This window comes from Kineococcus aridisoli, assembly GCF_050871885.1.
GTDB lineage: Bacteria > Actinomycetota > Actinomycetes > Actinomycetales > Kineococcaceae > Kineococcus.
The window spans coordinates 39,197-52,178 of record NZ_JBJLSF010000023.1 but is presented as its reverse complement, the minus strand read 5'-3'; the positions used below and the strand labels follow the sequence as shown (position 1 = coordinate 52,178).

The window sequence follows — 12,982 nt, the reverse complement described above, 5'->3', positions numbered from 1 at the left end:
CTGGCGTGCTGTGCCACCCGACCTGGTTTCGGCGCCGCCGCCGCGCCCCCGCCCCGGCGCCGGGCCCCGCCGCCCGGCCGCCCCACCCCGCCCGGGGGGGCGCCCGCCGCGGGCGGCGGGACGTCGGTAAGGTTGCGGAAACGCGGGTGTAACAAGGCCGAAACATCGTGCGCCTACGGTCAGCGCGTCCACGGCGGCTCGAGCGCCGAGCCGGTTCCGTTCCTGGAGGTTGGATGTTCAGCAACTCCGAAGAGGTCCTGAAGTACATCGACGAACAGGACGTGAAGTTCGTCGACATCCGCTTCTGCGACCTGCCGGGTGTCATGCAGCACTTCACCGTCCCGGCGAAGTCGCTGGACGCCGACGCCCTCACCGAGGGCCAGATGTTCGACGGGTCCTCGATCCGCGGCTTCCAGGCCATCCACGAGTCCGACATGAAGCTCATCGCGGACCCGACGTCGGCGTACCTCGACCCCTTCCGGGCCGAGAAGACGCTGGTCATCAACCACTCCATCGTGGACCCCTTCACCGACGAGCCCTACAGCCGCGACCCGCGCAACGTCGCGATGAAGGCCGAGGCCTACCTGAAGACGACCGGCATCGCCGACACCGTCTTCTTCGGCCCCGAGGCGGAGTTCTACATCTTCGACGACGTGCGGTTCGAGACGAACGAGCGCGAGTCGTACTACCACATCGACTCCATCGAGGCCGCGTGGAACACCGGCCGCAAGGAGGAGGGTGGCAACCTCGGGTACAAGACCCGCTACAAGGGCGGGTACTTCCCCGTGCCGCCGATCGACCACTTCGCCGACCTGCGCGACGAGATGGTCGTGGAGCTGGAGAAGGCGGGCCTGAAGGTCGAGCGCGCGCACCACGAGGTGGGCACCGCCGGCCAGGCCGAGATCAACTACCGGTTCGACACGCTGAAGAACGCCGGCGACCAGCTGCTGCTCTTCAAGTACATCATCAAGAACGTCGCGCTGCGCAACGGCCACACGGTGACGTTCATGCCGAAGCCGCTGTTCGGCGACAACGGTTCGGGCATGCACTGCCACCAGTCGCTGTGGAAGGACGGCGAGCCGCTCTTCTACGACGAGAAGGGCTACGGCGGCCTGTCCGACCTCGCCCGCTGGTACATCGGCGGCCTGCTGCACCACGCGCCGTCGCTGCTGGCGTTCACCAACCCGACGGTGAACTCCTACCACCGCCTGGTCCCGGGCTTCGAGGCTCCGGTCAACCTCGTGTACTCGGCGCGCAACCGCTCCGCCTGCATCCGCATCCCGATCACCGGCAACTCCCCCAAGGCCAAGCGCCTGGAGTTCCGCGTGCCGGACCCGTCGGCCAACCCGTACCTGGCGTTCGCCGCGCAGCTCATGGCCGGCCTGGACGGCATCAAGAACCGCATCGAGCCGGCCGACCCGGTCGACAAGGACCTCTACGAGCTCCCGCCCGAGGAGCACGCGAACATCAAGACGGTCCCGTACTCGCTGCCGGCCGTCCTCGACGAGCTCGAGAAGGACCACGACTACCTCCTCGAGGGTGGCGTGTTCACCTCGGACCTCATCGAGACCTGGATCGACTACAAGCGCACCAACGAGGTCGACCCGATCCGGTTGCGCCCGCACCCGCACGAGTTCGAGCTCTACTACGACATCTGATCCCGCGGCGTCCCGACGCCACGGAGCACGACGAGCCCAGCACCTCACCACGGGTGCTGGGCTCGTCGCGTCGTGCGCAGTATCGTGCGCCTCCTCGCCGACAGGACGTCGCGGGCCGGACCGCGTCCGGGTGGCTCCCACGGACTGGATCGACATCGTGACGACGACGTGCCACGCCTGCGGCTGCGGGATGCGCGAGGCGGACACCTTCTGCTGGACCTGCGGGAACCGGCGCACCGCGCCGGCCGCCGACGGCGGTGCCCGCCCGGCGCCCCTCGCGCCGCCGGCCCCCGCCGCGCCGCCGGCACCCGCCGCCCGCCACGTGCGCCGGCGCGCGGGACGGCCCACGCCCCCGCAGCCCTCCCCCGCCCGCACCACCCGCCCGGCCCGGCCCGTCGTCGCGGCCACCCCCTCGCGGGTGCAGTCCGGGGTGGTCCTGGGCGCGTTCGGGGTGGCGCTCGTGGCCGCGGTGGCCACCTCGACGTGGTGGCTGCTGCGCCCGGAGCCGGTGACGACGGTGGCCGCCGCACCGCCGCGCACCTCCGCACCCGCCGTGCAGCCGCCCTCCCCCGCCGCGCCCGCGCCGCCGGTCGCCACCCCCGTCCCCGCCGTCGCGCGCCCGACCGGCGTGCTCGTGCCCGCCGCGGTGCAGGCCCCGGCCACCTCCCCCGACAGCACCGACGCAGGAGGGCGGAGCACCTCCTACGCGGCCGCCAACCTGCTCGACGGGGACCCGGCGACGGCGTGGCGCACCGAGGGCGACGCCAGCGGCCTGACGCTGACGTTCACCTTCGCCCAGCCGGTGCGCATCAGCGAGGTGGGGCTGGTCAACGGCCTGGCCAAGGTCGACCCGCACGACGGCACCGACCGCTACCCGCAGGGGCGTCGCGTGCTCGCGGTGACGTGGGCGTTCACCGGGCCGGCGGGCACCACGACGGTGCACCAGGACCTCGCCGACGGCGTGCGCGAGCTGCAGGCCCTGGCGGTGGCACCCGCCGAGGCGAGCCGGGTCGACCTCACGGTCACCGGCGTCAGCGCGCCCGGCGCCGGGCGCGCCTTCGACCGCACGGCCATCGGCGAGGTCCGCTTCACGGGCGCCTGAGCCTCACAGCTGCACCCCGCGGGTCAGCGCACCGTCGACGAGGAGGTTGGTGCCGGAGACGAAGCTCGCGGCCGGGCTCGACAGGAACACCACCGGGCGGGCGACCTCCTCGGGGGTGGCCATCCGGCCCGTGGGGTTGAGCGCGAGGGCCTCGGCGAAGAACTCCGGGTCGTTGCGCTCGGTGAGGTCCCACACGCCGCCGGGGAACCACGTGTTGCCCGGGGAGACGGTGTTCGCGCGGATCCCCTCGGCCGCCAGCTGGTGCGCCAGCCCCTGCGTGTAGGCCACGAGCGCCGCCTTCACCGTGCCGTACGGGCCGGCGAAGGCGTCGACCTCGCGCCCGGAGACGCTGCCGATGGTGACGATCGACCCGCCGCCGCTGCGGCGCAGGTGCGGCAGCGCGGCGTCGACCAGCGCGACCGTGCCCATGAGGTCGACGTCCAGCGACAACCGCCACGACTCCAGGTCGGGGGCCGCGGCGATGGCGCTGACGTTGGCGACCACGGCGTCCAGGCCGCCCATCTCGGCGGCGGCGCCGTCGACCCAGGCGGTGACCGCCTCGCGGTCGGAGACGTCGAGCGCACGGCCGCTGAGCGTGCCCGGTCCGTGCGCCGCCGCCACCGCGGCCTCCACGTCGGAGGCGGTGCGCGCGCACAGCGACACGTCCGCGCCCTCGGCGAGGAACTCCGCGACGACGGCCGCGCCGATGCCGCGCGTCCCCCCGCTGACGAGGACCTTCGCGCCCTCCAGCTGCAGGTCCACCGCGCCCGCCTCAGCCGCGCGCCAGCGCGCGCAGGCGCTCGTGCGTGCCCTGGTAGGCGCTGGCGGCCGGCAGCAGCCGCTTGGGCAGCTTCGTGGTCACGCTGTAGTTGACGTCCACCGCGTTCGCCAGCGGCACCTCGCTGACCTGCGAGAGCAGCTGGTAGGCGTCGAGCTCGTCGAGCCGGTGCAGCTCCTGCAGCCAGCGGACCGCGTCGACCTGCCCGGCGCGCCAGGCGTCCTCCAGCGGGCGGGCCGAGCCCACGACGGTCCAGTGCTCGTCGCTCTCCAGCCGCGGCCACGCCGGTCCGCCGCCGGAGGCGGAACCCTTGAGCAGGTCGACGAGCACGAGGGTGGTCATCGCGCCCTCGACGGCCGTGCCGCAGGACTCCCCCTCGCCCTGGCGGTAGTGCCCGTCCCCGAGGGAGAACAGCGCCCCCTCGACGTTGACGCGCAGGTAGACGGTGGTGCCCGCCTTCATCTCGGGGGTGTCCATGTTGCCGCCGAAGACGTCCGGCACCAGGGCCGCGCGCACCTCGCCGGCCGCGGGGGCCACGCCGACCGTGCCCAGCATGGGCTCCAGCGGCAGCGGGTGGGTGAAGCCGCCGTCGGAGCTCTCGAAGGCCACCGTGCCGGCCGCCCGGTCCAGGGCGTAGATCCAGGTGCGCTCCGGCAGCGGCGGCTGCAGGGTCGCCGTGCGGTCGGTGCTCGTGAGCCCGCCGAAGAACGGGATGAGCGAGGAGGCCCCCCAGTCGCGGGCGGGCGTCAGCTCCGCCAGGTGCAGCACGAGGGTGTCCCCCGGCTGCGCCCCCTCCACGTAGAACGGTCCCGTCTGCGGGTTGACGAACGGCATCCGCAGCGAGGCGCTCGGAAGGTCGGCGGTGCTGCGCAGCCGGCCGCAGAACGCGTCGTCGCTCCACAGCCGCAGCGCGGTGCCCGGCCGCACCCTCATCACGGGCGCGGCACCGCCGAACGTCCAGGCGTACTGCTCGGGCGTCGGGGTGAACTCGACGATCTCGACGGAGGGGTCCACGGTGCTCCACGGGGTCGGCCGGGCCGGGCGGCTCGGGGGTGCCGCTCTTCTACCGCACCCGGGTCCCCGCGGGAAGGGCGCCCCGGCGGCGGTTAGGTTGAGCCTCCGAGGCACGAGGAGAGGCAGGACACGGTGAGCGAGAGCGTGGACACCCACGGGCAGCCGCTGAAGCTGGGCTACAAGGCGTCGGCGGAGCAGTTCGCCCCCGGCGAGCTGGCCGACTTCGCGGTGCAGGCCGAGGAGGCGGGTCTGGACTCGGTGTGGATCTCCGACCACTTCCAGCCCTGGCGCCACGTCGACGGCCACGCCCCCTCGGCGCTGGTGTGGCTGCCGTGGGTGGCGGCGAAGACCTCGCGCGTGCAGCTGGGCACGAGCGTGCTGACCCCCACCCTGCGCTACAACCCGGCGGTGGTCGCCCAGGCGTTCGCCACCCTGGGCTGCCTGGCGCCCGGCCGCGCGATCCTGGGCATCGGCACCGGCGAGGCGCTCAACGAGACCGCCGTGGGCGTGGACTTCCCCGAGGTCAAGGAGCGCTTCGCCCGGCTGCGCGAGGCCGTGCGCCTCATCAGGAGGTTGTGGAGCGAGGAGCGCGTCACCTTCGAGGGCGAGTTCTACCGCCTGCACGACGCGACCGTGTACGACCGCCCCGCGCAGCCGGTCCCGATCTACGTGGCCGGTGGCGGCCCGGGGGTCACCAAGTACGCCGGCCGCGCCGGGGACGGCTACATCTGCACCTCCGGCAAGGGCATGGAGCTGTACTCCGAGACCCTGCTGCCGGCGCTGCGCGAGGGCCTTCAGGCCTCCGGGCGCAGCGAGTCGCAGATCGACCGGACCATCGAGATCAAGCTGTCCTTCGACGAGGACCCCGCGAAGGCGCTGGAGAACACCCGCTTCTGGGCGCCGCTGTCGCTGACGCCGGAGCAGAAGGCGCAGGTGCACGACCCGGTGGAGATGGCGCGGCTGGCCGACGAGCTGCCCATCGAGCAGGTCGCCAAGCGCTGGATCGTGGCCTCCGACCCCGCCGAGGTCGCCGCCAGGGTGCAGGAGTACGTCGACGCGGGGTTCACCCACCTGGTCTTCCACGCCCCCGGGCAGGACCAGTCGCGCTTCCTGACCCAGTTCAGCGCCGACGTCGTCCCGCTGCTGCGCGCCGGCTGAGGCCGGGCGGGGGCTCAGCGGCCGTAGAAGACGCGCTCGACGACGGCCCGGCAGCGGCGGGTGGTGCGCAGGTACAGCTCCTCGAACTCCTGCGAGCTGCCGGGCTCGAAGCCGAACAAGCGGGCCACCCCGTCGAGGTCGCGCACCTGGGTCGGCAGCGAGTCCCCCGGCTTGCCCCGCCACAGGGTGACGGCGTTGCGCGCGCGCGAGGCCAGGTCCCAGGCCTGGCGCAGCACCTCGGCGTCCTCCTCGCCGAGCAGGCCGGCGCGCACGGCCGCCGCCAGCGCCGCCGGCGTGGAGGTGGTGCGCAGCCCCTCGTGCTCGCCGGCGTGCTGCAGCTGCAGCAGCTGCACGGTCCACTCCACGTCGGAGGTGCCGCCGCGCCCCAGCTTGAGGTGGCGCAGCGGGTCCGCCCCGCGCGGCAACCGCTCGGCCTCCACGCGCGCCTTGATGCGCCGCACCTCGCGCACGTCGGCCTCGGCCAGCCCCTGCGCGGGCCAGCGCAGCGGGTCCACCAGGTGCAGGAAGGCCTCGCCGAGGTCGGCGTCGCCGGCGACCGGGCGCGCGCGCAGCAGCGCCTGCGCCTCCCACGGCTGCGCCCAGCGCTCGTAGTAGGCGCGGTAGCCGGCCAGCGAGCGCACCAGCGGGCCGTTGCGGCCCTCCGGGCGCAGGTCGGCGTCCACCTCCAGCCCCGGCTCGGGACCCGCGGCGGACAGCTGGCGGCGCAGCTCGGCCACCACCTCGGTGGCCGCCTGCTGCGCCTGCGCCTCCCCCGCCCCCGGCAGCGGGTCGTGCACGAGCAGCACGTCCGCGTCGCTGCCGTAGCCGGTCTCCTGCCCGCCCAGGCGGCCCATGCCGACGACGAGCAGGCGGGTGGGCAGCGCGGCGCCGCGGCGGCGCTCGACCTCGCGCGCGCTCGCCGCCAGCGCCACCTCCAGCAGCGCCTGGTCGGCGTCGGCCAGCGCGCGCCCGACGCCGGCCAGGTCGCGCACGCCGACGAGGTCGGCGACGACGGTGCGGAACAGCTCGCGGCGGCGGACCCCGCGGGCGGCCATGACGGCCGAGGCGACGTCGTCGCGGCGGCGGGCGGCGGCCTCCGCGTCGGCCATGACCTCGGCGACGTCGTAGGGGGCCAGGCGCTCGTCGTCGGCGAAGACGGCCACCGCCTCCGGGGAGCGGCGCAGCAGCTCCACCGGCAGCCGGGCGGCGGACAGGACGTAGGCCAGCCGCTCGGCGGCGGCACCGGCGTCGCGCAGCATCGTCAGGAACCACTGGGTGCCCGCGAGCGCCTCGGAGACCTGCCGGAAGGCCAGCAGCCCGGCATCGGGGTCGGCGCCGTCGGCGAACCAGCCGAGCATCACCGGCAGCAGGGTGCGCTGGATGCTCGCGCGGCGGCTGACCCCGGAGGTCAGCGAGGCCAGGTGGCGCAACGCGCCCGCGGGGTCGCGGTAGCCCAGGGCGGCCAGCCGCTCGCGGGCGGCCGCCGGGCTCAGCTGCGCGTCGATGCGGGCGTCGGCGGCCGACAGCTGCGAGACGGCGGTCAGCAGCGGGCGGTAGAAGAGCTTCTCGTGCAGGCGGCGCACGTCCCGGCGGGTGCCGCGCCAGACCTCCTCCAGGGCGGCGACCGGGTCGCCGCGCAGGCCCAGGCCCCGGCCGAGCCGGCGCAGGTCGGCCTCGCCGGTGGGCAGCACGTGGGTGCGCCGCAGCCGCTGCACCTGGATGCGGTGCTCCAGGGAGCGCAGCAGCCGGTAGTCGTGGTCCAGCTCGCCCGCGTCGTGGCGCCCGACGTAGCCGTAGGCGGCCAGCCCGTCGAGGGCCTCCAGGGTGTTGGCGCTGTGCCGCAGCCGCTCGTCGCTGCGGCCGTGGACCATCTGCAGCAGCTGGATGCTGAACTCCACGTCGCGCAGGCCCCCGGCGCCGAGCTTGAGCTGGCGGTCGGCCTCGCGGCTGGGGACGAGGGACTCCACGCGCCGGCGCATGGCCTGCACGTCGGCCACGAAGTGCTCGCGCTCGCTGGCGCTCCAGACCATCGGGGCGATGGCCTCGACGTAGGCGCGGCCCAGCGCGAGGTCGCCGGCCACCGGCCGCGCCTTCAGCAGCGCCTGGAACTCCCACGTCTTGGCCCAGCGCCGGTAGTACTCCACGTGGCTGGCGAGCGTGCGCACCAGCGGGCCGGCCTTGCCCTCGGGGCGCAGCGCGGCGTCGACCTCCCACAGCGACCCCTCGGCCGTCGGCGTGGAGCAGACGCGCTGCAGGCCCGCGGCGAGCCGGGTGGCGGCGGCGACGGCCTCCGCCTCGTCGGCGCCGTCGGCGGGCTCGGCGACGTAGACGACGTCGACGTCGGAGAGGTAGTTCAGCTCCCGCCCGCCGGTCTTGCCCATGCCGATGACCGCCAGCCGGCAGCTGCGCCAGGAGCCGGGTCCGTGCTCGGGCAGCTCCGAGCGGGCGACGGCCAGGGCCGCCTCGAGGGCGGCCGCGGCCAGGTCTGCCAGCTCGGCGGAGGTGACGTGCAGCAGCGTGGTGGGGTCGGCGGCGGCCAGGTCCCGGCCGGCGAGGCCGAGCAGGCGGCGGCGGTAGGCCACCCGCAGCGCGTCGGCGGGGCTGAGCCCGCCGCGCCCGGTGGTGGCCACCGGGACGGGGTCGGCGGGGTCGGCGCCCACGGCGGCCAGCAGCTCGGCGCGCAGCTCGCCGGGGTCGGGCGGGACCGCCGCGGCGAGCACCGTCCAGTGCCGCGGGTGGCGGACCAGGTGGTCGGACAGCGCCAGCGAGCCGCCGAGGACGGCCAGCAGGCGGGCGCGGGTGCCCACCACCTGCCCGACGTCGCCGGCGCGCAGCAGGTCCAGGGCCACCGCGGCGGCCTGCGCCTCGGCGGGGCCGGTGTCGCGGTCCAGGCCCGCGGTGAGGGACTCCGCCCACCGGACCAGGCCGAGCAGGGCCTGGTCCGGGTCGGCGGTGCGCCCCAGCGCGCGCACGAGGGCGGCCGTGGCGTCGGTGAACTCGTGCTCGCCGTCGCCGCGCACGACCCCCGCCAGCGCCGGGTCCCGCAGCAGGCGCAGGGCGCGGTCGGGGTCGGCGGAACCCGCCCGCACCAGCTGCGCGGCGGCGCTGGCGCGGCGGCCCGCCGCCGGTCCCGGGCTCACGGGTGCCTCACAGCAGCGGCAGGTACCGCTGCAGCTCGAACGGCGTCACCTGGGCGCGGTAGTCGCTCCACTCCTGGCGCTTGTTGCGCAGGAAGAAGTCGAACACCCCCTCGCCGAGGGCCTCGGCCACCAGCTCCGAGCGCTCCATGATGCTGACGGCGTGCTCCAGGCTCTGCGGCAGCGGCTCGATGCCCATCGCGCGGCGCTCGGCGTCGGTCAGCGACCACACGTCGTCCTCGGCGCCGTCGGGCAGGTCGTAGCCCTCCTCGATGCCCTTGAGCCCGGCGGTCAGCAGCAGCGCGAACGCCAGGTAGGGGTTGGCCGCGGAGTCCAGCGCGCGGTACTCGATGCGCACCGACTGGCCCTTGCTGGGCTTGTACATCGGGATGCGCACCAGGGCGGAGCGGTTGTTGTGGCCCCAGCAGATGTAGCTGGGGGCCTCGCCGCCGGACCACAACCGCTTGTAGGAGTTGACGAACTGGTTGGTGACGGCGGTGATCTCCGCGGCGTGGCGCAGGATGCCGGCGATGAACTGCCGGCCGGTGCGCGAGAGCTGGTACTCCGCACCGGCCTCCCAGAAGGCGTTGGCGTCGCCGTCGAACAGCGACAGGTGGGTGTGCATGCCCGAGCCGGGCTCGCCCGCCAGCGGCTTGGGCATGAAGCTGGCGTACAGCCCCTGCTCGCCGGCGACCTCCTTGAGCACGGTGCGGAAGGTCATGATGTTGTCGGCCGTCGTCAGCGCGTCGGCGTAGCGCAGGTCGATCTCGTTCTGCCCCGGGCCGCCCTCGTGGTGGCTGAACTCCACCGAGATGCCCATGCTCTCCAGCACCGAGATCGCCTCGCGGCGGAAGTCGGTCGTCGTGCCGCCGGGGTGGTTGTCGAAGTAGCCGACGTAGTCGACCGGCTCGGGCACGGCGCCGCGCTGCAGCGGGCCCTTGAAGAGGTAGAACTCGATCTCGGGGTGCGTGTAGAAGGTGTAGCCGTGCTGCGCGGCCCGGTCCAGGGCCCGCTTGAGGACGTGGCGCGGGTCCGAGCGGGCCGGCTGACCGTCCGGGGTGAGGATGTCGCAGAAGATGCGGGCGGTGCCCTGGTGCTCGTCGCTGGTGCGCCAGGGCAGCACCTGGAAGGTCGACGGCTCCGGCTTGAGCAGCATGTCGGACTCCGACACGCGCGAGAGGCCCTCGATGGCGGAGCCGTCGAAGCCGATGCCCTCGCCGAAGGCCCCCTCCAGCTCGGCGGGCGCGATCGCCACCGACTTCAACGTGCCGATGACGTCGGTGAACCAGAGCCGGACGAAGCGGATGTCCCGCTCCTCCAGCGTCCGCAGCACGAACTCCTGCTGGCGGTCCATGGCAGCCTTCCCGTCGCTCGCTCGCCGGGCCGTCGGCGGTGCTCGCCCGGCCCCGGGGTGCATCATCGCGCACGCGGCGGCCGCCCCGGCGGGCGGACCGCGGGCGGGGCGCGGGCGGGGCGCGGGGCACCGGCTCACTAGGGTGGGTGCATGCCTCAGCTCCGGGTGGCCATGGCGCAGATCGACACGACGGTCGGCGACCTCGACGGCAACGTGCGCGCGGTGCGGGAGTGGACGCGCCGCGCCGCCGAGGACGGCGCGCACCTCGTCCTGTTCCCCGAGACCGCCGTCACCGGCTACCCGGTGGAGGACCTGGCGCTGCGCACGTCCTTCGTCGACGCCTCCAAGCGGGCGCTGGGCCGGCTGGCGGCCGAGATCGCCGACGACGGGCACGGCGAGCTCGTCGTGGTCGTCGGCTACGTGGACCGGGCCGCGGAGGATTCCCGGCCGGCCGCCGTCGGGCGCCCGCGCGGGCTGCCGCAGAACTGCGCCGCCGTGCTGCACCGCGGGCGCGTCGTGGGCCGCTACGCCAAGCACCACCTGCCCAACTACGGCGTCTTCGACGAGTACCGCATCTTCGTGCCCGGCGACGACCTGCTCGTGGTGCGGGTGCACGGCGTCGACGTGGCCGTGGCGATCTGCGAGGACCTGTGGCAGGACGGCGGGCCGGTGCAGATGGCCGGCGACGCCGGCGCCGGGCTGCTGGCGGTGCTCAACGCCTCCCCCTACGAGCGCAACAAGGACGACGTGCGCCTGGAGCTGGTGGCCCGCCGGGCCGCCGAGGCCGGCTGCCCCATCGCCTACGTCAACGCCGTCGGCGGCCAGGACGAGCTCGTCTTCGACGGCGACTCCCTCGTGGTGGCCGCCGACGGGCGGGTGCTGGCCCGCGGCCCGCAGTTCCGCGAGTCCCTCGTCGTCACCGACCTGGACCTGCCGGCGGGGGTGACGACCCCCGGCTGGGAGGACCGCGTGCACCGGGTGGGCGTCACCGAGGAGCCGGTGCCGGCCTACCCCGCGCGCGCGGGCCAGGTGCACGAACCGCTGCCCGACGTCGCCGACGTGCACGCCGCGATCGTGCTGGGGCTGCGCGACTACGTGCGCAAGAACGGCTTCCGCTCGGTGGTCGTCGCCGTCTCCGGCGGCATCGACTCCGCGCTGGTGGCCTCGCTGGCCTGCGACGCGATCGGCGCCGAGAACGTCGTCGGCATCTCGCTGCCGTCGGGGTACTCCTCGCAGCACTCCAAGGACGACGCCGAGGAGCTCGCGCGCCGCTGCGGCTTCGAGTACCGCCAGTACGCCATCGCCCCGATGGTCGACGCCTTCCTGGCCACCGTGCCCCTGCAGGGGGTGGCCGAGGAGAACCTGCAGGCGCGGGTGCGCGGTACGACGATCATGGGCCTGGCCAACCAGGAGGGGCACCTGACCCTGGCCACGAGCAACAAGAGCGAGCTGGCCGTGGGCTACTCCACGCTATACGGCGACTCCGTCGGCGGGTACGCCCCGCTCAAGGACGTGCCCAAGACGCTGGTGTGGGAGCTGTCGCGCTGGCGCAACGCCGAGGCCGCCGCGCGCGGGGAGCAGCCGCCGATCCCGGAGAGCACCATCACCAAGCCGCCGTCGGCGGAGCTGCGCCCGGGCCAGACCGACCAGGACTCGCTGCCGCCCTACGAGGTGCTCGACGCGATCCTGGAGGACTACGTCGAGGGCGACAAGGGCCGCGCCGAGATGCTCGCCGAGGGCTTCGACGGCACCCTGGTCGACTCCGTGGTCACCCTCGTCGACCGCGCGGAGTGGAAGCGCCGCCAGTTCGCGCCGGGCCCGAAGATCACCTTCAAGGCCTTCGGCCGCGACCGCCGCCTGCCCATCACCAGCCGCTGGCGCGAGCCCGCGGCCAGCGAGCCGCTGGCGCCGCCGCTGCCCGAGCACAACGCCGGGCCGGCCGACGAGGTCGACCGGTGAGCTACGCCACCGAGGCGCCCGCGCCGCGCCGGCGCACCCGCGTGCACCACCTGCAGCAGTGGAAGGACGCGGGCACCCGGTGGGCGATGCTCACCAGCTACGACGCGCTGACGGCCGCGGTCTTCGACGAGGCCGGCATCCCCGTGCTGCTCGTGGGCGACTCCGCGGCCAACACGGTGTTCGGGATGCCGACGACGCTGCCGCTGACCCTGGAGCACCTGCTGCCGCTGGTGCGCGCCGTCGTGGCCGGCGCCCCGCACGCCCTCGTCGTGGCCGACCTGCCGTTCGGCTCCTACGAGGCCTCCGACGAGCTGGCGGTGGCCTCCGCGGTGCGGCTGATGAAGGAGGGCGGCGCGCACGCGGTGAAGCTGGAGGGCGGCGTGCGCAGCGCCTCCCGGGTGCGCGCCGTCGTCGACGCGGGCATCCCCGTCATGGCGCACGTGGGCTTCACCCCGCAGAGCGAGCACGCCCTGGGCGGCTACCGGGTGCAGGGCCGCGGCGAGGACGCCGCGCGCCTGGTGGCCGACGCGCGCGCCGTCGCCGAGGCGGGTGCCTTCAGCGTGGTGCTGGAGATGGTGCCCGCCGACGTCGCCGAGCAGGTCACGAACACCCTGGCCATCCCCACCGTCGGCATCGGCGCCGGGCCGGGCTGCGACGCGCAGGTGCTGGTCTGGCAGGACTTCGCCGGTCTCAGCGAGCGCACCGGCCGCTTCGTGAAGCGGTACGCCGACGTGCGCGGCGCCCTGGCCGAGGCGGCCCGCGGCTACGCCGACGAGGTGCGCGAGGGCTCCTTCCCCGGGCCCGAGCACTCCTTCTGAGCCG

9 protein-coding genes are annotated in these 12,982 nt (G+C 74.7%); 5 read left to right on the top strand and 4 right to left on the bottom strand.

The features are described from left to right. The first annotated feature begins 233 nt into the window (after positions 1-233). Together glnA and ACRYM2_RS08865 are read left to right on the top strand one after the other, a co-directional pair. Entirely contained in the window at positions 234-1,658 is a 1,425-nt protein-coding gene (glnA, locus tag ACRYM2_RS08870; RefSeq protein WP_432521546.1) for a type I glutamate--ammonia ligase, read from the top strand. 130 nt (positions 1,659-1,788) lie between these two features. Beyond that, positions 1,789-2,760, top strand: a complete 972-nt coding sequence (locus tag ACRYM2_RS08865) for a discoidin domain-containing protein (RefSeq protein WP_432521545.1) — start codon at positions 1,789-1,791, stop codon at positions 2,758-2,760. 3 nt (positions 2,761-2,763) lie between these two features. Here ACRYM2_RS08865 and ACRYM2_RS08860 read toward each other — a convergent pair whose 3' ends face one another. Together ACRYM2_RS08860 and ACRYM2_RS08855 are read right to left on the bottom strand one after the other, a co-directional pair. Then, positions 2,764-3,522 carry an SDR family NAD(P)-dependent oxidoreductase gene (locus ACRYM2_RS08860; protein WP_432521543.1) on the bottom strand — a complete coding sequence of 253 codons (759 nt, stop codon included), beginning with the start codon at positions 3,520-3,522 and terminating at the stop codon, positions 2,764-2,766. Between the two features lie 10 nt (positions 3,523-3,532). Continuing rightward, a complete protein-coding gene (locus ACRYM2_RS08855) occupies positions 3,533-4,552 on the bottom strand; it encodes an acetamidase/formamidase family protein (protein WP_432521541.1) in 1,020 nt (339 codons plus the stop codon). Between the two features lie 132 nt (positions 4,553-4,684). Here ACRYM2_RS08855 and fgd point away from each other — a divergent pair, with 132 nt between their 5' ends. Next, positions 4,685-5,710: a glucose-6-phosphate dehydrogenase (coenzyme-F420) gene (gene fgd / locus ACRYM2_RS08850; RefSeq protein WP_432521540.1), complete on the top strand. Its 1,026-nt coding sequence runs from the start codon at positions 4,685-4,687 to the stop codon at positions 5,708-5,710. Positions 5,711-5,724: 14 nt separating this feature from the next. Here fgd and ACRYM2_RS08845 read toward each other — a convergent pair whose 3' ends face one another. Both ACRYM2_RS08845 and ACRYM2_RS08840 read right to left on the bottom strand, forming a co-directional pair. Beyond that, on the bottom strand, positions 5,725-8,850 hold the full coding sequence (locus ACRYM2_RS08845) for a bifunctional [glutamine synthetase] adenylyltransferase/[glutamine synthetase]-adenylyl-L-tyrosine phosphorylase (protein WP_432521539.1): 3,126 nt from the start codon (positions 8,848-8,850) through the stop codon (positions 5,725-5,727). A 7-nt stretch (positions 8,851-8,857) separates the two neighbouring features. Then, positions 8,858-10,201 (bottom strand): glutamine synthetase family protein, encoded by a 1,344-nt coding sequence (locus ACRYM2_RS08840; RefSeq protein WP_432521538.1) that lies wholly within the window; start codon positions 10,199-10,201, stop codon positions 8,858-8,860. 150 nt (positions 10,202-10,351) lie between these two features. Between ACRYM2_RS08840 and ACRYM2_RS08835 the strand changes: the two genes are divergently transcribed. Together ACRYM2_RS08835 and panB are read left to right on the top strand one after the other, a co-directional pair. After that, positions 10,352-12,160, top strand: coding sequence for an NAD+ synthase (locus ACRYM2_RS08835; RefSeq protein WP_432521536.1), 1,809 nt, complete (start codon positions 10,352-10,354; stop codon positions 12,158-12,160). Then, complete coding sequence (gene panB, locus ACRYM2_RS08830; protein WP_432521535.1) at positions 12,157-12,978, top strand: 3-methyl-2-oxobutanoate hydroxymethyltransferase; 822 nt, start codon at positions 12,157-12,159, stop codon at positions 12,976-12,978. Before ACRYM2_RS08835 ends, panB begins: the two co-directional genes overlap by 4 nt. The last annotated feature ends 4 nt before the right edge of the window (positions 12,979-12,982 follow it).